This is a genomic window from Rhizobium sp. YJ-22 (assembly GCF_029601685.1).
Taxonomy (GTDB): Bacteria; Pseudomonadota; Alphaproteobacteria; order Rhizobiales; family Rhizobiaceae; genus Metarhizobium.
Genome location: NZ_JARRIR010000008.1, coordinates 324,734 through 351,346, shown reverse-complemented (window position 1 = coordinate 351,346; position 26,613 = coordinate 324,734). Strand labels below are relative to the sequence as shown.

The 26,613-nt window shown below is 61.9% G+C and carries 31 protein-coding genes, 2 tRNA genes and 1 pseudogene; 15 read left to right on the top strand and 19 right to left on the bottom strand.

Annotated elements, in window-relative coordinates; all coding sequences use genetic code 11:
* Together P7F60_RS20225 and P7F60_RS20220 are read right to left on the bottom strand one after the other, a co-directional pair.
* Nucleotides 1-75, bottom strand: a pseudogene (locus P7F60_RS20225) (GNAT family N-acetyltransferase); the annotation flags it as partial.
* Nucleotides 76-238: 163 nt separating this feature from the next.
* Nucleotides 239-1,177, bottom strand: a complete 939-nt coding sequence (locus tag P7F60_RS20220) for a DMT family transporter (protein ID WP_277919485.1) — start codon at nt 1,175-1,177, stop codon at nt 239-241.
* A 228-nt stretch (nt 1,178-1,405) separates the two neighbouring features.
* Between P7F60_RS20220 and P7F60_RS20215 the strand changes: the two genes are divergently transcribed.
* The gene (locus P7F60_RS20215; protein WP_277919484.1) at nt 1,406-1,711 is read left to right on the top strand and encodes a helix-turn-helix transcriptional regulator; all 306 of its coding nucleotides are present in this window, start codon (nt 1,406-1,408) and stop codon (nt 1,709-1,711) included.
* A 73-nt stretch (nt 1,712-1,784) separates the two neighbouring features.
* Here P7F60_RS20215 and P7F60_RS20210 read toward each other — a convergent pair.
* Nucleotides 1,785-1,869, bottom strand: a tRNA-Leu gene (locus tag P7F60_RS20210).
* 179 nt (nt 1,870-2,048) lie between these two features.
* Between P7F60_RS20210 and lipB the strand changes: the two genes are divergently transcribed.
* Both lipB and P7F60_RS20200 read left to right on the top strand, forming a co-directional pair.
* Nucleotides 2,049-2,786: a lipoyl(octanoyl) transferase LipB gene (gene lipB, locus P7F60_RS20205; protein ID WP_277919483.1), complete on the top strand. Its 738-nt coding sequence runs from the start codon at nt 2,049-2,051 to the stop codon at nt 2,784-2,786.
* Nucleotides 2,783-3,196: an OsmC family protein gene (locus P7F60_RS20200; RefSeq protein ID WP_277919482.1), complete on the top strand. Its 414-nt coding sequence runs from the start codon at nt 2,783-2,785 to the stop codon at nt 3,194-3,196. The genes lipB and P7F60_RS20200 overlap by 4 nt, the downstream gene beginning before the upstream one ends.
* On the opposite strand, the gene P7F60_RS20195 is transcribed toward P7F60_RS20200, so the two are convergent.
* Complete coding sequence (locus tag P7F60_RS20195) at nt 3,197-3,682, bottom strand: BON domain-containing protein (protein ID WP_277919481.1); 486 nt, start codon at nt 3,680-3,682, stop codon at nt 3,197-3,199.
* Between the two features lie 70 nt (nt 3,683-3,752).
* Complete coding sequence (locus tag P7F60_RS20190) at nt 3,753-4,247, bottom strand: peptide deformylase (protein WP_277919480.1); 495 nt, start codon at nt 4,245-4,247, stop codon at nt 3,753-3,755.
* 250 nt (nt 4,248-4,497) lie between these two features.
* Between P7F60_RS20190 and mgtE the strand changes: the two genes are divergently transcribed.
* Together mgtE and P7F60_RS20180 are read left to right on the top strand one after the other, a co-directional pair.
* On the top strand, nt 4,498-5,916 hold the full coding sequence (mgtE, locus tag P7F60_RS20185; RefSeq protein ID WP_277919479.1) for a magnesium transporter: 1,419 nt from the start codon (nt 4,498-4,500) through the stop codon (nt 5,914-5,916).
* Between the two features lie 62 nt (nt 5,917-5,978).
* Nucleotides 5,979-6,365: a MerR family DNA-binding transcriptional regulator gene (locus P7F60_RS20180; RefSeq protein ID WP_277919478.1), complete on the top strand. Its 387-nt coding sequence runs from the start codon at nt 5,979-5,981 to the stop codon at nt 6,363-6,365.
* A gap of 11 nt (nt 6,366-6,376) precedes the next feature.
* Here P7F60_RS20180 and P7F60_RS20175 read toward each other — a convergent pair whose 3' ends face one another.
* From P7F60_RS20175 to P7F60_RS20165, 3 genes are read right to left on the bottom strand one after another with little or no spacing between them, the layout of a single operon-like run.
* Nucleotides 6,377-6,850: an isoprenylcysteine carboxylmethyltransferase family protein gene (locus P7F60_RS20175; RefSeq protein WP_277919477.1), complete on the bottom strand. Its 474-nt coding sequence runs from the start codon at nt 6,848-6,850 to the stop codon at nt 6,377-6,379.
* 13 nt (nt 6,851-6,863) lie between these two features.
* Nucleotides 6,864-7,811, bottom strand: a complete 948-nt coding sequence (locus tag P7F60_RS20170; RefSeq protein WP_277919475.1) for a DUF1624 domain-containing protein — start codon at nt 7,809-7,811, stop codon at nt 6,864-6,866.
* 56 nt (nt 7,812-7,867) lie between these two features.
* The gene (locus P7F60_RS20165; protein ID WP_277919474.1) at nt 7,868-8,557 is read right to left on the bottom strand and encodes a DUF599 family protein; all 690 of its coding nucleotides are present in this window, start codon (nt 8,555-8,557) and stop codon (nt 7,868-7,870) included.
* A gap of 215 nt (nt 8,558-8,772) precedes the next feature.
* Here P7F60_RS20165 and P7F60_RS20160 point away from each other — a divergent pair, with 215 nt between their 5' ends.
* Both P7F60_RS20160 and P7F60_RS20155 read left to right on the top strand, forming a co-directional pair.
* The gene (locus P7F60_RS20160; RefSeq protein WP_277919473.1) at nt 8,773-10,173 is read left to right on the top strand and encodes an L-serine ammonia-lyase; all 1,401 of its coding nucleotides are present in this window, start codon (nt 8,773-8,775) and stop codon (nt 10,171-10,173) included.
* Between the two features lie 119 nt (nt 10,174-10,292).
* Nucleotides 10,293-10,727, top strand: coding sequence for a DUF1489 family protein (locus tag P7F60_RS20155; RefSeq protein WP_277919472.1), 435 nt, complete (start codon nt 10,293-10,295; stop codon nt 10,725-10,727).
* 157 nt (nt 10,728-10,884) lie between these two features.
* Here the strand turns inward: P7F60_RS20155 and P7F60_RS20150 are convergent, their stop codons facing one another.
* The 4 genes from P7F60_RS20150 to P7F60_RS20135 form a co-directional block, all read right to left on the bottom strand.
* Nucleotides 10,885-11,151, bottom strand: coding sequence for a hypothetical protein (locus P7F60_RS20150; RefSeq protein ID WP_277919471.1), 267 nt, complete (start codon nt 11,149-11,151; stop codon nt 10,885-10,887).
* 101 nt (nt 11,152-11,252) lie between these two features.
* Nucleotides 11,253-12,671, bottom strand: coding sequence for a D-alanyl-D-alanine carboxypeptidase (locus tag P7F60_RS20145; RefSeq protein ID WP_277919470.1), 1,419 nt, complete (start codon nt 12,669-12,671; stop codon nt 11,253-11,255).
* A 212-nt stretch (nt 12,672-12,883) separates the two neighbouring features.
* Nucleotides 12,884-13,669, bottom strand: coding sequence for a hypothetical protein (locus P7F60_RS20140; protein WP_277919504.1), 786 nt, complete (start codon nt 13,667-13,669; stop codon nt 12,884-12,886).
* A 230-nt stretch (nt 13,670-13,899) separates the two neighbouring features.
* Nucleotides 13,900-14,517: a transglutaminase-like cysteine peptidase gene (locus P7F60_RS20135; RefSeq protein ID WP_277919469.1), complete on the bottom strand. Its 618-nt coding sequence runs from the start codon at nt 14,515-14,517 to the stop codon at nt 13,900-13,902.
* A 184-nt stretch (nt 14,518-14,701) separates the two neighbouring features.
* Here P7F60_RS20135 and P7F60_RS20130 point away from each other — a divergent pair, with 184 nt between their 5' ends.
* A complete protein-coding gene (locus tag P7F60_RS20130; protein WP_277919468.1) occupies nt 14,702-15,010 on the top strand; it encodes a hypothetical protein in 309 nt (102 codons plus the stop codon).
* Nucleotides 15,011-15,025: 15 nt separating this feature from the next.
* Here the strand turns inward: P7F60_RS20130 and P7F60_RS20125 are convergent, their stop codons facing one another.
* Both P7F60_RS20125 and P7F60_RS20120 read right to left on the bottom strand, forming a co-directional pair.
* On the bottom strand, nt 15,026-15,634 hold the full coding sequence (locus P7F60_RS20125; RefSeq protein WP_277919467.1) for a PilZ domain-containing protein: 609 nt from the start codon (nt 15,632-15,634) through the stop codon (nt 15,026-15,028).
* Nucleotides 15,635-15,762: 128 nt separating this feature from the next.
* Entirely contained in the window at nt 15,763-16,377 is a 615-nt protein-coding gene (locus P7F60_RS20120) for a PAS domain-containing protein (protein WP_277919466.1), read from the bottom strand.
* 294 nt (nt 16,378-16,671) lie between these two features.
* Between P7F60_RS20120 and P7F60_RS20115 the strand changes: the two genes are divergently transcribed.
* The gene (locus tag P7F60_RS20115; protein WP_277919465.1) at nt 16,672-17,409 is read left to right on the top strand and encodes a rhomboid family intramembrane serine protease; all 738 of its coding nucleotides are present in this window, start codon (nt 16,672-16,674) and stop codon (nt 17,407-17,409) included.
* Between the two features lie 227 nt (nt 17,410-17,636).
* Nucleotides 17,637-18,071, top strand: coding sequence for a CBS domain-containing protein (locus tag P7F60_RS20110; RefSeq protein ID WP_277919464.1), 435 nt, complete (start codon nt 17,637-17,639; stop codon nt 18,069-18,071).
* A 52-nt stretch (nt 18,072-18,123) separates the two neighbouring features.
* Here P7F60_RS20110 and P7F60_RS20105 read toward each other — a convergent pair whose 3' ends face one another.
* The 3 genes from P7F60_RS20105 to folE all read right to left on the bottom strand — a co-directional run bounded on the left by P7F60_RS20105 (nt 18,124) and on the right by folE (nt 20,300).
* Nucleotides 18,124-19,080 carry a patatin-like phospholipase family protein gene (locus P7F60_RS20105; RefSeq protein WP_277919463.1) on the bottom strand — a complete coding sequence of 319 codons (957 nt, stop codon included), beginning with the start codon at nt 19,078-19,080 and terminating at the stop codon, nt 18,124-18,126.
* A gap of 104 nt (nt 19,081-19,184) precedes the next feature.
* Nucleotides 19,185-19,649: a phosphoribosyl-AMP cyclohydrolase gene (hisI, locus tag P7F60_RS20100; RefSeq protein ID WP_277919462.1), complete on the bottom strand. Its 465-nt coding sequence runs from the start codon at nt 19,647-19,649 to the stop codon at nt 19,185-19,187.
* 36 nt (nt 19,650-19,685) lie between these two features.
* Entirely contained in the window at nt 19,686-20,300 is a 615-nt protein-coding gene (gene folE, locus P7F60_RS20095; RefSeq protein WP_277919461.1) for a GTP cyclohydrolase I FolE, read from the bottom strand.
* 282 nt (nt 20,301-20,582) lie between these two features.
* Between folE and P7F60_RS20090 the strand changes: the two genes are divergently transcribed.
* Together P7F60_RS20090 and yidD are read left to right on the top strand one after the other, a co-directional pair.
* Nucleotides 20,583-21,029: an iron-sulfur cluster assembly scaffold protein gene (locus P7F60_RS20090; RefSeq protein WP_277919460.1), complete on the top strand. Its 447-nt coding sequence runs from the start codon at nt 20,583-20,585 to the stop codon at nt 21,027-21,029.
* A 5-nt stretch (nt 21,030-21,034) separates the two neighbouring features.
* On the top strand, nt 21,035-21,427 hold the full coding sequence (yidD, locus tag P7F60_RS20085) for a membrane protein insertion efficiency factor YidD (protein ID WP_277919459.1): 393 nt from the start codon (nt 21,035-21,037) through the stop codon (nt 21,425-21,427).
* A gap of 52 nt (nt 21,428-21,479) precedes the next feature.
* Here yidD and P7F60_RS20080 read toward each other — a convergent pair.
* Nucleotides 21,480-21,554, bottom strand: a tRNA-Glu gene (locus P7F60_RS20080).
* Between the two features lie 272 nt (nt 21,555-21,826).
* On the opposite strand from P7F60_RS20080, the gene thrS reads away from it, so the two are divergent.
* Both thrS and P7F60_RS20070 read left to right on the top strand, forming a co-directional pair.
* Nucleotides 21,827-23,827, top strand: a complete 2,001-nt coding sequence (gene thrS, locus P7F60_RS20075) for a threonine--tRNA ligase (RefSeq protein WP_277919458.1) — start codon at nt 21,827-21,829, stop codon at nt 23,825-23,827.
* 246 nt (nt 23,828-24,073) lie between these two features.
* The gene (locus tag P7F60_RS20070) at nt 24,074-24,910 is read left to right on the top strand and encodes a lysophospholipid acyltransferase family protein (RefSeq protein WP_277919457.1); all 837 of its coding nucleotides are present in this window, start codon (nt 24,074-24,076) and stop codon (nt 24,908-24,910) included.
* A gap of 35 nt (nt 24,911-24,945) precedes the next feature.
* On the opposite strand, the gene P7F60_RS20065 is transcribed toward P7F60_RS20070, so the two are convergent.
* A complete protein-coding gene (locus tag P7F60_RS20065) occupies nt 24,946-25,926 on the bottom strand; it encodes a hypothetical protein (protein WP_277919456.1) in 981 nt (326 codons plus the stop codon).
* Nucleotides 25,927-26,027: 101 nt separating this feature from the next.
* Between P7F60_RS20065 and P7F60_RS20060 the strand changes: the two genes are divergently transcribed.
* Nucleotides 26,028-26,612, top strand: a complete 585-nt coding sequence (locus tag P7F60_RS20060; protein ID WP_277919455.1) for a nitroreductase — start codon at nt 26,028-26,030, stop codon at nt 26,610-26,612.
* Nucleotide 26,613 lies beyond the last annotated feature (1 nt).

The window sequence follows — 26,613 nt, the reverse complement described above, 5'->3', positions numbered from 1 at the left end:
CGGCCCTTCGAGCTGAACGGTCATCACTTCCAGCGGCTTGCCGGCCTGAACCGCAACGGCGGCGCGTACATCCATGGTGAAACTCCCTTTTCCTGTGTTTGCAGGGACTTTTGCATGAGGATGTCGGCGGTCTCAAGGGCTTGGCGGCGATTTTCAACGATCGGAGACCCAAGGTGAAGATCCGCGACATTTCCGCGCCTCAATGCGGCAGGGCGCGGAACGTGTGCTTTCTGCGCGATCAAGGCGCGCCGAGGTCTGCCTCCTGGCGTGCGCGCAGACGTTCGCGCCAGATGATGAACAGGCCGGAAGCAACGATGATGGCAATGCCGATCCATTTGGACGCATTGGGAAAATCACCGAACAGCGCATAGCCGAGCACGGTCGCCGAGACGATCTCGAAATACTGGAACGGCGCCAATAGCGACAGGGGCGCCAGCCGGAAGGCGCGCACCACCAGCATATGGGCATAACCCGAGATCGAGCCGAGGATCAGCAGGAGAACGAGGCCAAGCAGGGAATGCGGCAGCGACATCTGGAAATCCTCGCCGCCGAAGCCTTGGCCGACGCCGAGGGCCGCCGCCATGAACAATGTGCCGCCGAGACCGGCAAGCGTCTGCATGGTCATCGGCGAATCCGAATCGCCGATGGCGCGGTTCATGAACAGGTAGAGCGAATAGACGAAGGCGCAGGCGACCGGCAGCAGCGATTTCGCACCGAAGATGGCATAGCTCGGCTGGATGACGATCATCGCGCCGCCGAAGCCGACGACGATGGCCGCCCAGCGGCGAGGCCCCACCTTCTCGCCAAGGAACATCGCCGACATGGCGGTGAGAATCAGCGGCTCGACAAAATAGATGGCGAAGACATCGGCGAGCGGCATATATTTGACGGCGGTGAAGAACAGCAGGCTCGCCAGCCCATGCAACGCGCCGCGCATCAGGTTCATCCAGGGACGCTCGGCGCGAAACAGCGCGGCGCCCGAAATAGCCAGCAGCGGCAGCGTGCAGATGAGCTGGAAGAAGAACCGGTAGAAGGTGACCTGCGCCGGCGCCATGCCCTCTATATTCGCCATGTATTTGGCAATGGCATCCATCACCGGCAGCACCACCATGGCGGCGGCCATGATCGCCATGCCTCGCAGGGGATTGGACTGAACCGCTGATGAGTCGGCGCGCATCGATCTATAATCCTTATCGAAAGCCCGCTTTAATCACAGGCGGGAACCGCGCCGCAAGGCCGGTTTTTACCGGATGCGACCGCTTCTTTCCCGACTCGTCATTTTTCGTCGCCTTTCGGGGTGGTGCGACAGGAAAATTGTCTTATCTTGAGGGTCGCAACCGGGCGGGGGATCGGCGGGCCAGATCGGCAGGGCGAAACGTTCGGGCAGGATAGGAGGGGCGGCGGAATGCCCAGTCTCGACTTTTATCTCGATTGCATGTCCGACGACGCCACCGACACGTTCGGCGGTCGCTTGACCCGTGCCCATGATCTCGCGGGCCTCACGCTTGAAGCGCTCGCGGCGCGAATTGGCGTCAAGACCCGCCTGCTGCGTTCCTGGGAAAGCGATCGGGCCGAGCCGACGCCGGCGCAGATCGCGGCCCTTGCCATGGCGTTGCGCGTTTCGCCCATGTGGCTGTCGGCAGGTATTGGCGATGGCCCGGAAGAAGGCGACGACACGAGAAGCCGCCTGACGCTGAAGTCAACGCCCTGAGGCGTTGCACGGCATTTTCCGTCTGATGTGAGGATTGCCTTAACATATTGATATCTCTTCTCTTTGGAAGAGATGGTGCGGTCGAGAAGACTCGAACTTCCACGGGTTGCCCCACAGCGACCTCAACGCTGCGCGTCTACCAATTCCGCCACGACCGCATCGTGGTAGGTGCCGGTTTGTGCCGGCGAGGGAGCGTGTAGCAAAAGCATTCGGGGGACACAAGAGCATTACGACAGATTTTTTTCGGAAATAAAAATCTCTATATGGAAAACATGTCGGACGCCGGGAACGGCTGCCCGCCGTCCGTGATGACGCAGTTCCTGCCTGAGGAGTTTCCATGCTGAGGACCGATCTCGATACGCTCATGTTTCCGGCCGAAGGGTCGCCGCCGGTGCGCTGGCGCATCAGCGAAGGGTTGGTGCCCTACGACGTGGCGCTGGCCGAGATGGAGCGGGCGGTGGACGCAATCGCGGGCGGCGCGGAACGGGAACTGGTCTGGCTGCTCGAACATCCGCCGCTTTACACCGCCGGCACGAGCGCCGATGCCGCGGATCTCATCCAGCCGGATCGCTTTCCGGTATTCAAGACGGGGCGCGGCGGGGAATACACCTATCATGGGCCCGGCCAGCGCGTCGTCTATGTCATGCTCGATCTCAAGCGCCGACGGCAGGATGTGCGCGCCTATGTGGCGGCCCTGGAAGAGGTCATCATCCGCACGCTTGAAGCGATGAACGTGCGTGGCGAACGGCGCGAGGATCGCGTCGGTGTCTGGGTGCGGCGGCCGGAGCGGCCTTTGTTGCCGGATGGGTCGACGGCTGAGGACAAGGTGGCCGCGCTCGGCATCCGGCTGCGGCGCTGGGTCAGCTTCCATGGGCTGTCAATCAACGTCGATCCCGATCTCGATCATTTCGGTGGCATCGTGCCCTGCGGAATCACGCAATATGGTGTCACCAGCCTCGTCGATCTTGGCCTGCCGGTGATGCTGAGCGATGTGGACATGCGCCTGCGCACTGCCTTTGAAAGCGTGTTCGGGCCGACCGAGATCGAAACGCACTGTTCGGTCACCGCCGCATGACGTTTCGCATCCGCAAACGGCCAAGCGGGGCGGTGACGACGGTCAGCAGGCGCGGCGCGGCGTCCACCGTTTCGGCGACGGGCGCCGTGCTGGAGCTTTCCAATGCCGCCTCGACGCCGGGCTTCAATCCGGTCGACCTGCTCTATGCCTCGCTCTCGGCTTGCCTGGCGCTGAGCACGCGCATTGCAGCCAGCGAACTCGGCCTGTTCGAGCGCTTCGAATCGGTGCGGGTGTCCGTGTCTGGCGAGAAGACGGCGAGCGAATTTTCCCGCGTGGAAACGATAAGCGTCCGGCTGGAGATTGCCGGGATGCTCAGCGACGTGGAAAAGGCCGATATCGCGGAACGGGCGGAGCGTATCTGCACGGTCAGCAATACGCTGCGTGAAAGCCCGCGAATCGATGTCGCCTGATCAATCGTCGTCGGGCATGTGACTATCGGCGCCGAGCGTGCGGAGTTCGTTGCGAACATGAGCAACGCCGCTGACGCCGGCGACGGCGATTTCGACGCGGCGCATCTGCGCCATGTCGTCGACGCTGCCGGTGATCGTCACTACATTTCCATCGGCATGGACATCGATGGCGTCAAGCGCCACATCTTCCAGGAGCGACAAGCGGTCGTTGATCCGTTCCTCAAGGTCGTCGGAGATGTCGCGGCCATCGGTTGCGGGCAGGGCGTTGTCGCGAAGGTCGGCTTCATTGCCGGCGCTGTCGATGCCGGTGACACGAAAGCCGGCGTTTTCGTCGGTGTCGGCGCGCTCGCGGCCATAATCGGGGTTTTCGCCGGGATCGCGCGGCGTATCGGCATAGGGCCAGCCGGCGTCCACGTCGCGGCTTTCGTAGTCGCGGTAATCTTCCTCGCGGGGGCGGCGTTCGCCGGGGGTGGGCGTGACGGTCATCGTTTCACTCCTCTCGGATATCATGACCGCTTAAACGCCGGGAGCCCGGCTTTGGTTCACCGCGCTGTCTTCAGCGCCGTGATTTCTCCCATTTCCTTAAAAGGCGCTCGCGCTTCAGCCGCGACAGGCGCTGCAGCCAGAAGATGCCGTCGAGCTGGTCGATCTCGTGCTGCATGCAGGTGGCGAGGAACCCGCTCATCTCTTCCTCCCGCACTGTGCCGTCGACGGTCTGGTAACGCAGGTGGATGGCGGCGGGGCGGCTGACCGATTCGACGGCGCCGGGCATGGAGACGCTGCCTTCGTCGAACTCCTGCAACTCGGCGGAAGCGGAGAGAATTTCCGGATTGACGAAAATGCGCGGCCCGAGCTGCTGTTCCAGCTCGATGACGACGACGCGCCGGTAGACGCCGATATGTGCCGCGGTGATGCCGACGCCGGGAGCGGCGTGCATGGTATCGATCAGATCCGCGGCAAGCTGGCGAAGATCGGTGTCGAAGGTCGTGACGGGCGAGCAAGACATGGCGAGCGCCGGATGCGGATATTGCACGATCTGTCGTGTTGCCATGCCTGCGCCTTTCCTTGCGGGTCGCGTTTTCAGCATTATCCATAGCAAGTCTTTCGCTCTCGCGAAGCCGTCTTTTTGCTTCTGTTTTCAAACGGCTGGACGCGCGGATTGTCTTGGGTTAGCAGAAAGAGCCGCGCGAGGAAGGCGTTCGTCGGACGGATGCGGCTATCCGATTGTTGGGACAGATTTTCCGATGCATCCATGACGGCGGGGATGCGCCGGGACTCCACGAGCGCGCGAGGGCGGATAGATGACGAATATCGGCGAAACTGACCGAGTCCGCCCCGCTTCCCACGATGGGGACAGCGACATCTATACCGAGGATGGTTCGATCCGCCCGGACTTTCTCGCCCAGGTCGGCGCGGCGATCGCTGACCGCGATCTGCTTTACCTGCGCAATCATGTCGGCCGCCTGCACGAATCGGAAATGGGCGATCTGCTCGAGTCGATCCTGCCGGACCAGCGTCTGGCGCTGATCCGGCTGCTCGGCGACGATTTCGACATGACGGCGCTGACCGAGGTGGACGAAGCCATCCGCCTCGAAATCGTCGAACAGCTTCCCAATGCACAGATCGCCGCCGGTATCGGCGAGCTCGATTCGGATGACGCGGTCTATATTCTCGAAGACCTCGACGAGGAGGACCGGGAAGAGATTCTCGCTCAGCTGCCGTTTACCGAGCGGGTGCGGCTGCGGCGCGCGCTGGACTATCCGGAAAGCTCGGCCGGTCGCCGCATGCAGACGGAATTCGTCGCGGTGCCGCCTTTCTGGACCGTTGGCCAGACCATCGACTACATGCGTGACGATGGCGACCTGCCGGAGAGTTTCAGCCAGATTTTCGTCATCGACCCGACCTTCAAGCTGCTCGGCGCCGTCGATCTCGACCGCATCCTGCGCACCAAGCGGCAGATGAAGATCGAAACGATCATGCGCGAGACCAACCACCCGATTCCGGCCGAGATGGACCAGGAAGAGGCGGCGCAGCTTTTCGAGCAATACGACCTTCTCTCCGCGGCCGTCGTCGACGACAACGACCGTCTGGTTGGCGTGCTGACCATCGATGACGTCGTCGACGTCATCCATGAGGAGGCGGACGAGGACATCAAACGCCTCGGCGGCGTCGGCGACGAAGAGCTTTCGGACAACATATTGTCCACTGTGCGTTCGCGTTTCCTGTGGCTGGTGATCAATCTTGGCACGGCGATGATGTCGGCGAGCGTCATCGGCTTTTTCGATGAATCGATCGAGAAGATGATCGCGCTGGCCGTGCTGATGCCGATCGTCGCCTCGATGGGCGGCAATGCCGGCACACAAACCATGACCGTGACGGTGCGCGCTCTCGCCACCCGCGACATCGACATTTACAATGCGGGACGAATCATCCGCAGGGAGGCCGGCGTCGGCCTGCTGAACGGCCTTATTTTCGCGACCTTGCTGGGCGGTCTCGCCGGAACCTGGTTCCATGACTACCAGCTCGGCGCGGTGATCGGGGCAGCGATGATCATCAACCTGATGGCTGCCGCGCTGGCGGGCATCCTCCTGCCGCTTTTGCTCGATAAACTCGGCGCCGACCCGGCAATCGCGTCGTCCGTTTTCGTCACCACGGTGACGGACTGTACGGGCTTCTTTGCGTTTCTCGGCCTGGCGACGTGGTGGTTCGGAATCCACTAGCCGGCCGGACGGAGCTGCTTTCGCGCAGGTGACGATTCCGGGCGGGCAATTGCGAGTGGGACGTGGAAAAATATTACAGTATTACCGACCTGACGCGGGAATTCGACGTTTCGACGCGCACGCTCCGCTTCTATGAGGACGAGGGGCTGATCCAGCCGGATCGTCGCGGCCGTACCCGCCTCTACCGCGCCGAGGACCGGCGGCTGGTGCAGGAAATCCTGCGCGGCCGGCGCATCGGCTTGACGGTCGCGGAAATCCGTGAGCTGATCCGTGTTTACAAAGAGCCGCCGAGCGATGCCGGCGAATTGACCACGCTGATGAAGAGCGTCGCCGAGAAACGGGAAGAGCTGCGCCGCAAGCGCAAGGATATCGACGATACGCTGGCCGATCTCGACCTAATCGAGGAGGCATGTCTCACACGCCTCGCCGAAATCGGCGTGGGAACGTAGTCGCTTCTATCTCACAGCCAGCGGCGCGTGCGCCGGCAGTAGCGCTCGTATTCGATGCCGAAGCGGGCGTGGAGATGCATTTCCTCGCGGCGGATGGCGATCATCGTCGTCGAGATGGCGGCCAGCGTCGCCATGATGAAGAACCAGGCATTGCCGGTGATCAGCCCGATGCCCATCGTCCCCAGCGTATAGCCGAGATAGATCGGGTTGCGGGTGAGGCGATAGGGACCGCGGGTGACAAGATGGCTGCTTCCTCGATGCGGCAGGATGGTCGTGCAGCTTTCGAGCAGCGTCTTGGTCGCCCAGATGTCGAGGAAGACGGCGAGCGAGAGCATCGCGGCACCCGCGATCCAGCGCCACTGTTCGTTAAGGATCGGCGTCGGCATGCCGGCGACGCGGTGGCACATGAACGCAGCGACGATGGCCATCCCGTAGAGAAAGGGCGGCCAGGGAAAACTCAGCGGCTTCAATCGATAGGCATTCATGAGAATCGTCCTGTCACTGAGCACCTGCGGTGCATTGCTGTGCGATTGTCTGAATGCGTTCATCTTGCGCCGCGTGGATTGCGCCAGACTGTAGCGGTTCGTAAAGTTTCTCTTCGGTCAGCATCTTGAGCGTGCAGCCGCAGAAGGCGGTGCAGAAGCTTTCGCCCTGCGAGGCCTGGCAACTCGCGACGCAGGAGTTCAGATAGGCCTCCGGCGCGAGAATCGGCGCCGGAAAGATGAGGCTTGCGAGATAGACGAGGCCGAGCAGTACCGGCTGGTGGATGAGGTAGAAGGCGAGGCTGTGGCGACCGATGCGGGCGAGGAGATTGTTGTGCGGGCCGCTTGCCAGGCGCGCCAGCAGGCCGCTGGTGCGGGCGATGTTGGCGGCGGCGATGCCGATCAGCACAGGGCCGAGCCAGGGCAGCAGGGGCACATAGTCGTTCGAGCGCGGTATGGTTTCCGACAGTCCGACCCACCACAGCCAGGGCGTATCGAACAGGGAGGTGCGCAGGAACCAGGGGGCTGCCAAGGCCGCCGCGGCGGCGATGAGCGTCACGATCGGCGGCAGGCGCAAGAACAGAAGTCCGACGAGGCTGGCCGCCGCGATGCAATGCAATATGCCGAAGAAGATCATGCCGTCCGGCATGGCATAGGCGGTGGCGGCGGTAATGGCGACGGCCGCGCCGGCGATCATCGCCAGGCGGATGAGGAACGGCCGCCAGCGGATGGCCGGCGTATGCGCCAGCACCAGGCTGAAGCCGACCAGGAACAGGAAACTGCCGGCGATGCCGCGTGCATACATCTTCCACCAGCCGAAGGCGGTGGTTCCTGCTTCGATATAGCGGAAGAATTCGAGATCCCAGGCGAAATGGTAGCTCGCCATGGCGATGAGCGCGACGCCGCGCGCGGTATCGAGAAGGCCGATGCGCGGACGGGTCGGGTGTTCCGGGACGGGCGACATCGGGAATCATCCTCTCAAAGGGGAAAACCGGGGAAGAAGCGACAGTTGCGGCCTTTTCAAGGCAGGGTCGTGTCGGAGATGGCGTGCCGCGCGTCTGAAAAGAATTGCCGGCGCGTCAGGATGATCACCACCAGCAGCGTTCCGCCCATGAACATGTAGGCGTTCACGAACCAGCCGAGATAACCGATCGACAGGAAGATGGCGCGCAGGCCTTCGTTGAAGTTCTTGGCGGCGATGACGTTCATCCGCACCACTTGGTCGGCCGCGCGCTCCGCCTCGGCGCGGTCGTTCATATGCGATGCCATCGGCAGCCCGCCGAACAGGATGGTGCAATAATTGAACAGCCGATAGGACCAGCCGAACTTGAAGAAGGCATAGCCGAAAAGCGCCGTCAGCCCGCCGACCTTCATCTCGAAGGCGGCGCGGCCGCCATGGAAGGCGAGCGGCAGGTCGCGGAACACCGCGTCGATCCTGTCGGTCGCGCCGATCAGCGCAAAGCAGCTGCCGATGGCGAACATCGAGGCGGAGGCGAAGAAGGCGGTGCCGTTCTGCAGGCCGGACATGATCTGGGTGTCGATCATCTTCAGGTCGCGGTTCAGCGAATTGTAGATCCAGCGGCGGCGGCGCTCGGACATGACTTCCGTGAGGCTGATGCGGTTGAACAGCCGGATGTGCTCCACCACATAGGAGTAACCGAACCAGAGGATGCCGAAGACGGCAAGGGCGATGTAATCGACGTTCTGCATGGGGAGAGACTATGTCACCGGATTTGTCACGACGATATGTCGTGGTGGTGGATTCGGGCAAGGGTTTGGCGTTGCGAACCTGTTGTTCGCATCGGGTTGAGCCGATACTGATGTCGTGGTGGTGAAAGCCGATGTCGGTTGCCCGCCATGGCTGCGGCCGGCAGTATCGTAGCTTTGCATCACGTTCAGATCAGCCGCTGCAAGAGGCGCTTTCCATGTTTCTTTCCGTATTCGACGTCTTCAAGATCGGTGTCGGCCCGTCCAGTTCGCATACCATGGGTCCGATGTCTGCGGCAGTGCGGTTTCTCGATCTGATCCGTTCCGACGACTGGCCGCGCCCGAGCGGCGCCAGCGTCGCCGCGATCAAGGCCAGCCTGCACGGCTCGCTTGCCTATACCGGCATCGGTCACGGCACGGGCCGGGCGGTCGTGCTCGGCCTGATGGGCCAGCGTCCGGACAGTGTCGATCCAGACCAAATGGATGCAATCATCGCCGAGGTAGAGCGCACCGGCCGCATCACGCCGCCCGATCATCCCGCCTACCAGTTTCAGCCGAAGACCGACCTCGTCTTCGACAAGAAGCAGCCCTTGCCCGGCCATGCCAACGGCATGAGCTTTTCCGCCTTCGATCGCGACGGCCGCCTGCTTCTGAAGCGCATCTATTATTCGATCGGCGGCGGCTTCGTGGTGACCGATACCGAACTCGACGCCATGCGCAAGGCGAAGAAGGGAGCCGAAGGCCAGCGCGTGCCCTATCCTTTCTCCTCGGCGCAACAGATGCTCGACATGGCGGCCCGCTCCGGCCTCACCATTGCCCAGATGAAGCGTGCCAATGAGGAAACGGTGCTGTCCCGCGAGGAGCTGGATGCCGGCCTCGATCGAATCTGGGAGGCGATGAGCGGCTGCATCGATCGCGGCCTCAAGGTCGATGGCATCATGCCGGGCGGCCTGAATGTCCGCCGCCGCGCCCGCTCCATCCATGACAAGCTGCAGGAGGAATGGCGCAGCAACCGCATCAATCCGCTGCTCGCCAATGACTGGCTCAGCGTCTACGCCATGGCCGTCAACGAAGAAAATGCCGCCGGCGGGCGCGTCGTCACCGCCCCGACCAATGGGGCTGCCGGCGTCGTGCCGGCGACGATCCGTTACTACCAGCATTTCCATGAGGACTGGGATCAGAACGGCATTCGCGACTACCTGCTGACGGCCGCCGCCGTCGGAGGCATCATCAAGCACAATGCCTCGATCTCCGGCGCCGAAGTCGGCTGTCAGGGCGAGGTCGGCTCCGCCTCGGCCATGGCCGCGGCCGGGCTTGCCGCCGTCATGGGTGGCTCGCCGGAGCAGATTGAGAACGCCGCCGAAATTGCGCTGGAGCACCATCTCGGAATGACCTGCGACCCGGTCGCCGGCTTGGTGCAGGTGCCGTGCATCGAGCGCAACGCGCTCGGCGCCGTCAAGGCGGTCACCGCCGCCTCGCTGGCGCTGAAGGGTGACGGCAAGCATTTCGTGCCGCTCGACGCCTGCATCGAGACCATGCGCCAAACCGGCAACGACATGAGTGAGAAATACAAGGAAACTTCGACCGGCGGCCTCGCCGTCAATGTCGTCGAGTGTTGATTTCCGGTGTATTTCGGGGAAGCGCGTGACGCGGTTTTCTCCCCGGATATGCGCAAAACATCGCGGCTGCGACCCCGTCGCCGCTTGACGGCGGCGTGCAAAGGGCATTCAACAGCCGCATGGCACTGCATCTTCTGAAACTTTGCGTTGGGGCTGATACGATCGAGGATCTGCGCGACTGGGTGTCGCGCCGATCGATGGCGGCGATGGCCGCCGGCTTCGAACCCCATTCCATTCACACGACACGCATGATCCCGAAGCAGGCCGAAGCCCTGCTCGATGGCGGCTCGCTCTATTGGGTGATCAAGGGCCAGGTGCAGGCGCGGCAGAAACTGCTCGACCTGCGCAGCGTCACCGGCGCGGACGGGATCACGCGCTGCGAACTGCTGTTGGGACCGGAAGTGATCGAAACCGCGCTGCAGCCGCGCCGACCCTTCCAGGGCTGGCGCTACCTCAAGCCGGAAGACGCCCCGGTCGACCTGTCGAGCATGGGCGATGCGGCCGATCTGCCGGATCATTTGAGGCGGGAATTGTCGGACTTGGGGTTGCTTTAGACGCGCGTTTGGGTGGTAAAGTCTCCGCATCCGTCATCCTCGGGCTTGGCTCGAGCATCCAACAATCCACACCTTCAATTACTTGGCGCATGTTGGTAAATCCTCGGGACGAGCCGGAGGGGGACGAATGTCGCGGCGCGGGCGTGCGAAAAGCGACCTATTCGATTCGCAGGTAAACCGGAGCGCTGCCGCGCTCGGAACCGATATAAAGGTGTATCTTCACGTGCGGCTGCGAAGAGCGCCAGGCGCGGGCGCCGTGCGACAGCAGGAGCCCGACCAGATCCCGGGTGCGCGATCTGGGGAAGCCGCGGCCAAGATCGGCGATGCGCATCGCCGCCTCGTGAATCGGGTGCAGCGACATGCGCGAACCCTTGTTCTTCCGGCTGCTGCCCGGTTCCGGAAAACCGTTCTCGTTCATGCTCATGTCACGACCTCGTACACTATACTTTTCGAGGGTGTGGTGCGCGGCCCGCCCGTGGTTCGCATTTGCTGGAAATGCGCGCGACAAAGCAGGCCGGTCGTCGGTCACTGCTGGCTGGCCCAGCAGTTCATGCCCTTGCGCTTCAACTGGTTGCAGGCGTTGATCGCAACCTTCTGGTTATCGAAGCCGCCAAACCGGGCGCGGTAGACCTGCGCGCCGCCATTGTCGATGGCGATGGCGAAGGGGGTGGCGGAACGCAACACATTGCCGCCTTTCTGTTGCGCCGTCTGCAGGAGATCGAGCGCCATCTGCTTTGTCGGCGAAACGCCGATCTGAATGACCCAGCCGGCCTGGATCCGGGTGGAGGAGGTGGTCACCTCGTCGACTCGCGGCGCGGCGACGGAGGGCGTATATTCGGCGGCTGCACCCGGCGTGGCGGCAAGCTTCTGCGCTTGCGCCTCGAGCGTGCCTTCGGCGGCGGCAATGGCCGCGGATTTCTTGGTCGGGGCGGCGTAGGCCGTCTCGACGGCTTCTTCATAGCGAGCTTCCGGAACCGGGCCGGCATTCGGCAGGCTGGAAGCGGAGGCGACCGCCGCGGCGACCGGCCTGGTGTCTGGCTCGATCGCCTTCTGTGGCTTCTGCTCCGGCTCGGGGGCGCGGGCAGCGACGAACTGAGAGGCCGCGGGCTCCTCGATCATGTTGCCCTTGCCGCTGCGCGAGGCCTTCGGCAGATAGGCGGCGATCAGCTTGCGCATCTGCGCATCGCGGGCGCCGCCCGAGGTGCCGCCGAGCACGACGCCGACCACAGAACGGCCTTCGAGCTGCGCCGAGGTGACGAGGTTGAAGCCGGCAGCGCGGGTGTAGCCGGTTTTGATGCCATCGACGCCACGCACATTGCCGACCAGACGGTTATGGTTGCCGATGACCTGCTTGCCGTATTTGAAGCTGCGGGTCGAGAAGAAGCCGTAATATTGCGGAAAATGCTGGCGCAGCGCAATGCCGAGGCGAGCCTGGTCGCGGGCCGTGGTCATCTGCGCGGTGTTCGGCAGGCCGTTGGCGTTGCGATAGGTGGTGCGCGTCATGCCGAGCGCGCGGGCCTTGGCGGTCATCATCTGCGCAAAACGGGCTTCCGAGCCACCAAGCATCTCGCCGAGCGCCGTCGAGGCGTCGTTGGCGGAACGGGTGACGAGGGCGAGGATGCCCTGCTCGACGGTGAATGAGCCACCGGTACGCAGGCCCAGCTTGGACGGCGGTTCGGCCGCTGCGTGAGCCGATACCGGAACCTTGGTGTCAAGGGTGATGCGGCCGGATTCCAGCGCTTCGAACACCAGGTAAAGCGTCATCATCTTGGTGAGCGAGGCCGGATAACGAAGACTGTCGGCGTTTTCGCCGTAGAGAACATTCCCCGTCTTGGCGTCGACGACGATTCCGGCATATTTCGGATTATCGACAGCGGCGGCTGTTGCGGGCGCGGCAGCAGTCGTCGAAAGGACTGCGGCGACAAGGCCTGCACAGATCGTCATCAGTGATTTTCCGGATGTCTGGCGGTATTCGGTCAATGTTGACTGAGACAACTTCTTTACTCTTCACTTCCAATCATTCATCGCGTCCGGGCGCCGCCTCCAGTGCGACCGTTGCCAGAACATTAGCCGGCGACCCGTTACCAATCTGTTTACGATGAACGCAATGTTTCGAGTTCGTTTCAAATTTTAGACTGGCGTGTGACAACGCCGCGTCACCCGGCTGGATCAAGCCGTGCTTCCAGAAAGCGTGCGATTTCGTCATCAATGTGTTGCCATTCGGAAAGATGGGTGCTCGAGAATCGATAAAGCACAGATAAATCGCGGCCGATGTGGATATCGCGCTGGCAGTCGCCCGTGGTGCTGTCCTCGGCGGCGCGCGGCAGCAGGCAGCGCACGACATAATCGGGCTTGCCAGGGCGCGGCGCGGTGAAGAAAACCTCGTCCCCATAACCGGTCTCTTTCCGCATCCTGTGCAGCGTCAGGCCGTAGTTATAGGCTTGGCCCTCGCCATCGAAAAGATGGCTGTAGATTGGTTCCAGCCGGCCGGACATGTCTCGCGACATGGTGCTCTGCGAAATCTGCATGAAAAGGAGGCCGGCAGAGAGGCGGATGTCGCTGAAACGTTTGCGGTTTTCGGCGCCGTAACCGGCCATTTCCGGCCATGTCGCATAGAGGTCGACGCGCTCGGCGGGGCCGGAGCGACGCTGGCGCTCGAAACGGATGACATTGGCGGGCAGGGTAATGCGGTCTTCGCCGATACCGATCGAAACGGCCTCGATGCTGTCGGTGTGGCCGGCAAGGGCGATGCGCTCACCCAGCCAGCGTCCGGCAATGCTGATTGCGATCGTGAGCGCCACGAGAATGCCGATCGCGATCGCCGTCCTGGTGAGAAAGGCGGCGGATACCAGCGGGAGTTCATCCGGCTGCTGCTTGGCAAAATGTGTCACGGCCGCCGCATCCTTCAGGCGAGTCTCTCGCGGACAAGGCTCTGCCAACATGGTTAACAAAAAGTTAACGCCAAGACGGACTTTCCGCATCCTTGGAAAAGGAGCCGATCCCGGGGACAGCGGGATCGGCTCGGGGGCGTCGGTCCAGGGACGGGGATGCGGGGACGGACCGGGCCCGAAGCGGGCCGGCGCAGGGGACATCGTGTCCATGGGCCGGCCGGGGAGATCGTGCAATTCCGGAAAGGATGGATGGCGATCCTGCCGGAATTGCTGAGGCTGGATTACTGGCTGACGCTGCCGACGGCGGTGGTGTTGCGGCCGTCCTGTATCTTGACCCAACGGCCCGGATCGGCGGCCGACTGGCGCTTGAGATAGGTGTATTCGGTCTCTGACCAGAGCATGACCTTGTTGCGCATGTTGTCGAGCACGAAGTCGCCGCGATCGGTACGCACGGTGAGCACGGCATGGCCCTCGCCATTCGGTTGCAGCACGACGGTGATCAGCAGGTCGGAGGCGGAAATGCCTTCTTGCATGAGCAGCTTCCGCTTCAGGAGCACGAAGTCCTCGCAGTCGCCGGCGGTCGTGGGGTAGGCCCAGTATTCGTCGACACCATAAAGCTCCTTGTCGGTCACCGGCTGGATGGAACTGTTGACGTCGAAATTGACGCGCAGGATCGTCTTCCAGGTATTTTGCGACAGGATCGCCGGGCCGGCGTCACCGCCCGGAAGCGGTTTGCACTCATCCATATGCGTCTTGCAGAATTCATAATGGCCGATGGGCGGATTGGCCTTGCCGCTGATCGCCATGTTCGGCGGCGGCGATGCTGCGGCCTGGCTTGTCGCGGCGCCCAGAAAAGTCAGGGCCAGAAAGGCATTCTTCCATGCGTTTTTTGCTGTCATTTCTTGTCTCCCCGTTGTGAGGAGACAATGACACGGAGAATTTTATTCCACGCAAAATTTGCCAATAAAAATAATGGCTTAGTATAATAAAACACGATTCGAATACGAATAGAATGCGCATCGAATTCACATCAATTTTTCTGAGGAATTAGTACAAATTTTCGTCAAATTCGCCTGGATGTGGATGACTGATATCGCTGCAAGCGTTTGTTCTAAAACGGAAAATTCTCATCCTGCGAATTCGCTTGCAACGATGTTTCGAAATGAAGCAGCGGGGAGGCGTCCAAACGTTGTCGGCGGAGGCGACGGCGCGGACTGCTCCATGCCTGTTCCGAAGCGGGATTCCGGCGGAAATCCTGGGGCAAGCGTCAAACTTTTTTTGAAAAAAATCATCATTGCCGGGTGGCGCAGTGACGAAGGGCTCATCGTCCGTGCTGAAACAGCACAACATGCAAAAAAGGCCCGTGGAATACCACGAGCCTTTGCGACTTGAGATTTCGAGTGCCGACTAGAGGAATTCGCGCAGGGTTTCGCGCGTTTGCACACGGTTGAACTCGATGGCGACGCCTTCCATGAAGTGGCGCACGATGCGGCCCTGCAGGCTGCCGAGGCGCACGGCCGAGCCGAGTTGCGGACGTCCGTCGACATCCACGGCGGCGCCGGAGAAGGACAGGTCCATGATGCGGCAAGGCAGAATGGCGCCGTCCTCGAGCATGAGTTGCGAAGCGGTGTTGCGTGGCATCAGGCGGTCGTGACGGCGATCTTCCGGCAGACCCAGTTCATGCTTATTGGCGAGCCAGATCAATTGCGCCGCAAGCTTCTCGCGCTTGCGCTCGGTGGCGTTGATCGACATTACGAAACCGTCTTCGACGAGGCGCAGGACATTGCCCTCGATACGACCGACATGTTCAAGATAGGCGATGATGCGTTCGCCGGTCCGGGGACGGCCGAAGCAGGAAATCTTGACGTCGCCGGGCGACATCTCGGCAGCGATACAATCATATTCCTCATAATTCGCCAACATCAGACGACCGTGCACGTTTACCGATACGCTTTGGAAGGCGCTCTGTTCTAGGCGTTGCGTGCGCGGATTCTCGACGCGTTGGAAAGAATACATGTCGTCACCGTTACCGGGCTGAATTTCTCTTGTTGCGAACACCCTATGACACAGCTCTTAAGATAGGGTTCCGCCGATCGCAGGCATTTTAGCGATGTATCGTTGCCGGACGACCGGAGGCCGTGATCTCACAGGGACGGATCGTGATGGCGCAACCCCAAGCGTCGAATGCCGCGGATCAGGTCATGCACCTGCCGTTCGATCGCGCCGTAGCGGCTGGCGGGAAGAGCTCGCGAAACCGGGCTATCGGCGCCGCCGCCGATCGCGCCGCATCGCTCGATTTTCAATTCCTGCAACGCATAATCCAACGACCAGCGTAGCGGCGTGACCGGCGACAGTGCCCCGAGCAGCCGGTCGAAGCGCTGGTCGGCCGAACGGATCGGCAGCAAGACCATCTCCAGCATCACCTCGTCCTGATAGCGATTGACGCCGCTGACGGACAGCAGAATCGGTTTGCGGTCCTGCATCGCGGTGCGAGCGATACGCTTGGCGGCGGCGGCGTCGCCGGGTGCCCAGAGGCTGGAGAATTCCCAGCTGCGCAATTCGCGGCCGAAAAAGGTGCAGATGCGGGTGCCCGCCAGCCGGAAGACGGGATTTCCGGCCTCGTCGAGTTCAAGGATGAACAGTTCCGGAAGAATGTGCCTGACATCGCCGGGCTGGATGTCGCTGCGCAGCGGGCCGGCTTCAGCGCCGCGAATGCGATCCCAATAGGTGTGGATATCGAGGCAGGTCTTTGTATGCATGGCAGTTCACATGTTCCGGTTCGGGACAGGCGGAGACGGAATTCGCCCTTTGCAGTAACCCTAGCGAATAGCGTGCCACGACCGGGCCGTTAAGGTTAACGATCGGTTTCCATTGCCCCTCGGGGTGTTTCATGCGAGGGTGAACCATCGCTAGGGCGATGCTTGTTGAGCATAGACATTGCAAGGCGCGGCAGACCTCCATTCGCGCAAGGCCGTCGGATCGATCCCGACGGCTTCTTTTTTTTCCGCTTCTTCTATATGACGTGACGGTCAGCATCGATGAGGACCGTTTTAATGAATGATTCCGCAGGCCCGGCCCCCGAGTTTCCACAAGGCGGGCAAGGGCGGCAGCCGGTCTTCAACCTGCCGGGGATCCTCACCGCATCGATCCTGTTGCTGATCGCCATCTATGTCGTCCAGGTCTATGTTCTCAGCGACGAGTTGCGCGAAAAGGTGTTCATGTTCGGCGCATTCGTGCCGGCGCGGTATATCTATCCGCTGTCGGAGCAGGGGCTGGAATGGTTCACCAGCCCTGTCACCTACTCGTTGCTGCATGGCGGCATCGAGCATCTCGGCTTCAATTGCCTGTGGCTGGCCGCCTTCGGCGCGCCGGTGGTGCGTCGCATCGGCGCCTTGCGCTTCCTGGTCTATTGGCTGGTCTCGTCCATTGCCTCAGCCCTTCTGTTTCTCGTGCTGCATTGGGGCGAGGTATCGTTGCTGATCGGCGCCTCGGGCGTGATTTCGGCGCTGATGGGCTCGGCCTGTCGTTTCGCCTTTCCGCCGGAAGAAGGGCGTATCGGCGGGCCGGTGCATCTTCTGCCGCTGCTTTCCGTCACCGAGGCATTGCGCAGCGGCACGGTGCGGGTCTTTATCCTGATGTGGTTCGTCGGCAACCTGATTTTCGCGCTCGGCATCCCACTGCTTGGCGATATCGGCGCGGTCGCCTGGGAAGCGCATATCGGCGGATTCGTCTTCGGTTTTTTCCTGTTTCCGCTGTTCGATCCATTGCGCCGCCGCCGCGCGCGTTTTTGACGGTTTACGGTGCCGCTCGCAGGGCGTGAATTTGCTGCCCTGCGATAGCGTTTTGAATCTCCTTCATAATTTTTTTCCTTAAATCGATTGCGGTCACAGGATTTGTGCGCCGTCGTCTTGCAATCGCCTTTCGGGACAGGCACCATTCCACCAGCGGCGGGATCAGGCTCCGGTGGGGGCACTGATAAGCCTTTTCCTGCCGGGAGACCCTGAACAAGGAGGAGTTCATGTCGGAAACAGTCAAAGCCATTCTGGACCGGAAAGGCCGCGAAGTCGTCACGCTCGCCCCGCAGGCAAGCATCGGCGAAGCGGCCACGACGCTCAATGAGCACAGGATCGGTGCCATTGTGGTGACCGGCGCCGATGGAGGGATCGCCGGCATCTTCACCGAGCGTGATCTGGTGCGCGCCGTGGCGAAATCGGGCGCAGCCTGTCTGTCGCAACCGTTGTCTTCGATCATGACGGCGGCCGTGCAGCGCTGCTCCGAGGAAACGCGGGTCAACGAATTGATGGAACTGATGACCGCCGGGCGTTTCCGCCATCTGCCCGTTGAGCATGGCGGAAAGCTGGGCGGCATCGTTTCGATCGGCGACGTCGTCAAGTCGCGCATCAGCGAGGTCGAGCAGGAAGCAGCCGCGATCAAGGCCTATATCGCCAGCTGATCTTTCCGTGTTCTGGCGGTGGATCGACTGCCGCCAGAGCGAATGTCTCCGTTCAACGGATGAACGTTTCCTGCATCCGCTTCAATTCGCCGAGCTTGGCGCGCGCTTCCTCATAGCCGCGCTCGATGGCTTCGCCGGCACGGTGGAACTCCGACAATCCGATATCGCCAAGCCGAGGCAGCAGCGCCAGGTCCGGCGGATCGCCGGCGAGACGCGCGCGTGAGATGCGATCCTGGATGATGTTGAAGGCCTGCACCATCACCGCCGTCAGGCCGAGATGCGCTTCCTTGATGTTGTCAGGCGCGCGTTGGGTCTCAGCCTGCGGCTGGAGACTCGCGCTATGCTTGACCACTGCGGCGCGGCCGTAGAGGTCGTAGTTCAGGTTGACGGCGACCACCAGCGGCTGTTCATAGGCCCGGCAGACGGAAACCGGAACCGGATTGACCAGCGCGCCGTCGATCAGGGTGCGGTTGTTGCAGCGGATCGGCTCGAAAATGCCGGGCAGGGCGTAGGAGGCGCGGATGGCGGTGATCAGCGAGCCGCTGGTCAGCCAGACCTCGTGGCCGCTGTTGACCTCGGTCGCCACCGACACGAAGGGCCGATCCAGATCCTCGATGGAGAGGCCTTCCAGATGTTCCTGCATGCGTTTCGTGAGCCGCATCCCGCCGAAAAGCCCACCGCCGCCAATGGTGAAATCGAGCAGGCCGGCAATGCGGCGCATGGTGAGAGACCGGGCGAAAGTTTCGAGCTCGTCTAGCTTGCCGGCAAGATAGCAGCCGCCGACCAGGGCGCCGATGGAGGTGCCGGCAATCATGCCGACTTCGATTCCGGCCTCGTCGAGAGCGCGCAGCACGCCGATATGGGCCCAACCGCGCGCCGCGCCGCCGCCGAGCGCCAAGGCGATGCGCGTCCGCTTCGGCTGAGTGGCTGGAATGTCATCGACAGGAGGTGTGCCGGAATCGATGGTCGTTCCGGATTGCGCATTTCGACTAAGGGCCCAGTTCAGCATTGCACGCCGTCCTTTCCGCCGAACATTCACGCCGACATTAGACGCCTCGCCGTCTTTCAATTTGGTTATCACTGCCCGCGGTGAACAGAATTAAGGCAGGTTGTCTATTTCCTGTTCAGATCGTGTGCGTAGACGTCTTGTGGATCGAAGTGACGGTGCTCATCGTTAACGCTGAGAACCGCATTTCCGTTCGACAGGCTGGCGGTTCGATAGAAGCAGGAACGGCGGCCGGTGTGGCAGGTCGCGTCGTGGCCGGCGACCGACACCTTCAGCCAGAGGGCGTCCTGGTCGCAATCCACGCGCATTTCCTGAACGCTCTGCAAATTGCCGGATGTCTCGCCCTTCTTCCAGATTTTGTCGCGCGAGCGGCTGTAATAATGGGCGATACCGGTTTCAAGCGTCAGCGCCAGGGCCTCGGCGTTCATGAAGGCGACCATCAGCAGTTCGCCGTCGCGCGCATCGGTGACCACGGCCGTCACCAGCCCCTTCTCGTCGAATTTCGGCGTGAAGGCGCCGGCGTCCTCAAGAACGGATTTGTCGGTGGCGGGGGGTGCAAAGGCGACAGTCATGGCGGCACTCGATACTCAGGTACTGGGAAGCCGGCTTTAGCGGCTCCGGATCATGGTCATGAAACGCACCTGTTCGGCGGGCTCTGTCTTGAAGGTGCCGGTAAAGGTGGATGTGAGTGTCGTAGAACCCTGTTTCTGGACGCCGCGCATCGCCATGCACATATGCTCGGCCTCGATCATTACGGCGACGCCGCGCGGTCGCAGGCTGGAATCGATGGCATCGGCGATCTGGGCAGTCATGGTTTCCTGCGTCTGCAGGCGGCGGCCGAAAATCTCGACGACGCGGGCTATCTTCGACAGGCCGAGCACGCGCCCGTCCGGAATATAGGCGACATGCGCCTTGCCGATGATCGGCACCATATGATGTTCGCAATGAGAGAAGAACGGGATGTCGCGCACCAGCACCATGTCGTCATAGCCGGCGACCTCCTCGAAGGTGCGGCCGAGCACATCCTCGGGCGACTGGTCGTAGCCTGCAAACAATTCGCGATAGGCCTTGGCGACGCGCTTGGGCGTATCGAGCAGGCCTTCGCGGGCCGGATCGTCACCCGCCCAGCGCAGGAGAACGCGGACGGCGTCCTCAGCCTCCTGCTGGGACGGACGGCTGGACTCCTGACCGGTACGCGGGAAATTCTTTACAATTGCATCCATACTAATGCAGCCTCCTGATCCCACAACGGGGACCGTGACATCACGCTTGCAGTTCGGCCGCTCGCTTGGAGAAAAGCCGCCCCATACCGATCGCCGCCCGGCCATGGCCGGCAACGGGCCTCTTATGTGTGGTCCGCTTACGAAAGGTCAAGGCCATTGCTTTTCTATGACCTCGATACAACATAACATATAATATCCAAAGCACTGTCGCAAAGTGCCCGATTGCGACACGCTGTGTTTTCTTTTTGCAGACAGGCGCCCGCCGCCGGGATGACTAAGGCCATGGACGACATCTACAATTCCCGTATTCTCGAATATGCCGGCAACATTCCCCTGACCGGTATCCTCGCCGATGCCGATGCGAGCGCGCAGGCCCATTCCAAGCTGTGCGGCTCGAAGGTGAAGGTCTATCTGAGGATGGACGGCGACCGGGTGGCGGATTTTTCGCATGAGGTGAAGGCCTGCGCGCTTGGTCAGGCCTCGTCCTCGATCATGGCCCGGCATGTGATCGGCGCTACCGCCGAAGAGCTGCGTCAGGCGCGGAGGGACATGCTCGCCATGCTGAAGGAGGGCGGCGACGGGCCTGGCGGCCGTTTCGAGGACATGCGCTGCCTGAAGCCGGTGCGCGACTACAAAGCGCGCCATGCTTCCACCATGCTGACCTTCGACGCCGTGGTCGATGCCATCGGCCAGATCGAAGCGAAACGCGGCGCAGCGGTGGAGGCGTAGGCAGGATGTGCCAGTTTCGCCTGATGCAGGATGACGACGAGGATGAGGGCGGCGCAGCAGCAGGCCCAATCGCCAAGCCCGTCAAACCCTCGCGCAATTATGGCGGCCCGTTTCGCAAGACGCCGGGGCGGCTGCTGGGCATGGGTTTCATCCGGCTTTACCAACTTACTTTGTCGAGCCTGATCGGCAATTCCTGCCGGCACCTGCCGACCTGTTCCGAATACGGCTACGAGGCGATTGCCCGGCACGGCTTCTGGTCCGGCGGCTGGATGACGCTGTTTCGCGTCGCCCGCTGCGGCCCGGGTGGCAGCAGCGGTTTCGATCCCGTACCCGAAACACTCGAACCGACGACGCGTTGGTGGGCGCCTTGGCGTCACTGGTCAAGGCGAACGGCATGATGCCATGCGGCGGATGGCCGCTTGAGCTAATTCTTTGGTTTATGAAGGAAAGTGGCACGCCCTAGGGGAGTCGAACCCCTCTTTTCAGAATGAAAATCTGACGTCCTAACCGATAGACGAAGGGCGCGTGTCATTGGTAGGCGCCCTCATAATCGGCGAATCTCGCGCCCGCAAGCGGAAAATCGGAATCGTCAGCGAAAATTTTTCAAATGGTCGGTTTAGGAGAAGAAAAATAGGGTCGGCACGGCGCGCACGAGCGCGTACGACGCGCTCGCAAAGGTGAAAAACCCTTCCATTTGACGCGTTTCCGCTCTATATCCCGGCCGTTCACGCTCGGGTGACCCGGGCGACATAACACCACCCGCATTCGTTGGCGGGACTGGACGACAGGAGAATTTGATGTCCCAATCCGTTTCCCTGACATTCCCCGATGGCAATGTGCGCGCCTACGACGCTGGCGCCACCGGTCGCGATGTCGCCGAATCCATTTCCAAGTCGCTGGCCAAGAAGGCCATCGCCATCGCCATTGACGGCGAAGTGCGCGATCTTTCCGAGCCGGTCACCGAAGGCCGCATCGAAATCGTCACGCGCACCGATCAGCGCGCGCTGGAACTGATCCGCCACGATGCCGCCCACGTCATGGCCGAGGCCGTGCAGGAGCTGTGGCCCGGCACGCAGGTCACCATCGGCCCGGTGATCGAGAACGGCTTCTATTACGATTTCGCCAAGAACGAGCCCTTCACGCCCGACGATCTGCCGAAGATCGAAAAGAAGATGAAGGAAATCATCGGCCGCAACGCGCCGTTTACGCGCCAGGTCTGGTCGCGCAACAAGGCCAAGGAAGTGTTTGCCGCCAAGGGCGAGACCTACAAGGTCGAGTTGGTCGATGCGATTCCTGAGGATCAGGACGTCAAGATCTATCATCAGGGCGAGTGGTTCGATCTGTGTCGCGGCCCGCATATGGCCTCCACCGGCCAGATCGGCACTGCCTTCAAGCTGATGAAGGTGGCCGGCGCCTATTGGCGCGGCGACAGCAACAATCCGATGCTGACCCGCATCTACGGCACGGCCTGGGCCGAGCAGGCCGATCTCGACAACTACCTGCACATGCTGGCGGAAGCGGAAAAGCGCGACCACCGCAAGCTGGGCCGCGAGATGGACCTGTTCCACTTCCAGGAAGAAGGCCCGGGCGTGGTCTTCTGGCATGGCAAGGGCTGGCGCATCTTCCAGACGCTGGTCTCCTACATGCGCCGCCGGCTTGCCGGCGATTATCAGGAAGTCAACGCGCCGCAGGTGCTCGACGCCTCGCTGTGGGAAACCTCCGGCCACTGGGGCTGGTATCAGGAAAACATGTTCGCGGTGAAATCCGCGCATGCCCTGACGCATCCGGAAGACAAGGAAGCGGACAACCGCATCTTTGCCCTGAAGCCGATGAACTGCCCCGGCCATATCCAGATCTTCAAGCATGGCCTGAAGTCTTACCGCGAACTGCCGATCCGCCTTGCGGAATTCGGAAACGTGCATCGCTACGAGCCCTCGGGCGCGCTGCATGGGCTGATGCGCGTGCGCGGCTTTACGCAGGACGACGCCCATATCTTCTGCACCGAAGAGCAGATGGCGGCCGAATGCCTGAAGATCAACGACCTGATCCTCTCGGTCTATGAGGATTTCGGCTTCAACGAGGTGGTGGTAAAACTCTCCACCCGCCCGGAAAAGCGCGTCGGCTCCGACGAGTCCTGGGACCGCGCCGAAGCGATCATGACCGAGGTGCTGAAGTCGATCGAGGAACAGTCCGGCGGCCGTATCAAGACCGACATCCTGCCGGGCGAGGGCGCTTTCTACGGGCCGAAGTTCGAATACACGCTGAAGGATGCCATCGGCCGCGAATGGCAATGCGGCACGACGCAGGTCGACTTCAACCTGCCGGAACGCTTTGGCGCCTTCTACATCGACCACAACTCGGAAAAGCGCCAGCCGGTGATGATCCATCGCGCCATTTGCGGCTCGATGGAGCGTTTCCTCGGCATCCTTATCGAGAACTTCGCCGGCCACATGCCGCTCTGGGTCGCTCCGGTGCAGGTGGTGGTGGCGACGATCACCTCCGAGGCGGATGCCTACGGCCAGGAAGTAGCCGAGGCGCTGCGCGATGCCGGTCTTTCCGTCGAGACCGACTTTCGCAACGAGAAGATCAACTACAAGGTCCGCGAGCATTCGGTGACCAAGGTTCCGGTCATCATCGTTTGCGGCAAGAAGGAAGCGGAAGAGCGTTCCGTGAACATCCGCCGCCTCGGCAGCCAGGCGCAGACCGCGATGACCCTCGACGAGGCCATCGCCGCGCTTTCCGACGAGGCGACTCCGCCGGACGTCAAGCGCCGCGCCGCCAGGCGCAAGCAGGCCTGATACGAAGGTTCTGGTGGCGCCGGCATTCGGCGCTGTCAGAATTTCGTCATCTGTGTGTTATATACACGATTGGAAAGGCCGGTTCGCCGGCCTTTTTGCTAAAACAATTCCAGCAAAAGTGCGTGGTGGTTTTGCGTCCGGAATTGCGGAAATGCGAAAGGACCGATCGAGGGATAACGGATCGGTACCGGCTTGGCAAAACGGTTCCCGTGGGACTGAAGGGGCGGGGAAACCCGGCTGAAAAATTTGAATTTCGACAAGCTTTCCTATGCCAACGCAAACGATCCGCGGCTGAAGCGCTGGTTCATCCGCTCCATCGAGGGTCTTTCCGGGCGCAATCGTTATGCCCGCCTCTACGAGGCCTGGGCGCGTGATGTAGCGGGCAAGACCGAAGGGGTTTTCGCCCGGATGCTCGATCTCATCGACGTGCGCCTGTCGGTGCGCGGCGAATGGCCGCCGAAAAACCTGCCGGAGACGCCGGTTGTCATCGTCGCCAACCATCCCTTCGGCATCGGCGACGGCATCGCCATTCTGGCGCTGGCCGAGCAGCTTGGCCGCCCCTTCAAGGTTCTGATCAACAACGAGCTTCTCAAGGTGCCGGAAATGGCGCCCTATTCGCTGCCGATCTCCTTCGAGGAGACCAAGGAAGCGCTCGCGCTCAACATGAAGACCCGCAACGACGCGGTGAAGCTCTTGAAGGATGGCACGACGGTTATCGTCTTCCCGGCCGGCGGCGTCGCCACCGCGAAGAAGGGCTTTGGGCGCGCCGAGGATCTGCCGTGGAAGATGTTTCCCGCAAAACTCATCCAGTCGGCCAAGGCGAGCGTCATCCCGGTCTATTTCGAGGGCCAGAACGGGCGGCTGTTCCATCTCGCCAGTAGGATTTCGCTGACGCTGCGCATTTCGCTGCTGATCCGCGAGTTCCGCCGCCTGTCGGGTTCGACCATCGCCGCCCGCGTCGGCCAGGTGATGCGCTGGGAAGAACTCGACAATGGCGACCGCAAGAACCTGCTGACGCGGCTTTACGACGCCGTGTTTTCGATGGCGCCGCCGCGCCGGGCATTCTTGCGCCGGGCCGGCTGATTCGATGTCAGCAAAGCCGCGACCGGGATGCTGTTTCAATCTGCCTCGACGTCTTCGGCGGCCTTCGGCGCCTTCATCAATACTTCGACTTCGGTGTTGTGGCCGGCCTCGACGGTGAAGTCGCGCTGATAGATCTTGTCCTTGTTCTTGGCGATGGCGGTATAAGTGCCTTCGGCGAGAACCATGGTCGGAAAGGCGCTGACGCTTTCGCCGACGATATCGCCCGAGCTGGCGAGGATCGACCATGCGGTGTCGGCCAGCGCTTCGCCGCCGGTATCGGCGACCAGCTTGAGGGTGATCTTTGCGGCGCGGTGCTGGATCGTCGCTTCGGTGAGCTTGCCGGCCTCCACCTGGATATCGGCGCGGATGACCGCATTGACGTCGCCATATTCGGAAACGACGTGATAGGTGCCGGCATTGAGCCGCACGACGGTGCCGGGATCGACATCGGCCATGACCAGGCCGCGCTCGCCGTCATCGCGCACTTCCGCCGAATAGATGCTGAAGCTGAGTTCCTTCGGCGGGATGCGCACATCCGGACCGGAAACGGCGTTCAGCACGATACCGCCGGCATCGAGCACCAGTACCTGCTTGTTGACGTCGCCGGCTTGCGGCACGAACAGTTTTTTCGTGGCGCCGGCGCGGCCGAAGGCGACATTGACGAAATAATCGCCGGGCGCCAGCTGGAACCGCGCCGAGCCGCCCTCGGCGGAGGCAACCAGCGGCAGCTTGCCATCGGCACCGGGAATGGGGCTGAAGACGCGCCAGGAGAGGCCTTCTTCCATCGGCTGCCCTTCCGAGGTCAGCTTGGCTTCCATGGAAATTTCGCGCAGGTCCGCCGCCGGCTGGTTGGCGAGGCCCGTCGCCGAAAAGGCGTTCAGCTTCGGCATTTTCGCCGTTGTATCGAGTTGCTTGAAGTTTGCGAACGGATCGTCTTCGGCGCGGATCGGCGCTGTGGCTGAAACGATTGCAAGAAAAAGCAAGCCGATGCGTGCGGCAGTGGAGCGTGGCGACATCTCGACCCGTTGACTTCTATGACTGCTGCCTTCACTTGAAGACCAAGCCGGTGGCAAATTCAAGGCTCTTATCCAGACAATTCGATCGAAAGCGATTGCCAATGACCCAGAACATTTCACTTCGCGACTATCTCGCGGTACGCCGCTCCATCCCTGCCTTCCAGATGCGCGACCCCGGTCCTTCCAAAGCGGAGCTGGAGGAGATCCTGCGTTTGGCTGTGCGAGTGCCCGATCACGGCAAGTTGGCGCCATGGCGATTGGTCGTCTATCGCGGCGCCGAGCGTGCCCGAATCGGCGAGGAATTGCTCAAGCTGCGGCTTGCTATCGAGCCCGAGCTTTCGGCCGAACTGATCGAGGTCGAGCGCAGCCGCTTCACCCGTGCCCCGGTTGTCATCGCCGTCGTCAGCCGCGCCGCGCCGCATGTGAAAATTCCGGAATGGGAACAGATCATGTCCGCCGGGGCGCTGTGCATGAACCTGCTGGTCTCAGCCAACGCCCATGGATACGTGGCCAACTGGCTGACCGAATGGTTTGCCTATGATAACCGCGCCTATCCGCTGCTGGGGATCGGCGACAATGAAAAGGTTGCCGGCTTCATTCATATCGGATCCAGCGATTTTCCCGCCGTCGAGCGCCCCCGTCCGGAGCTTGCCGATATCGTCACCTGGGTCGGCGAGGCCGAGTGAA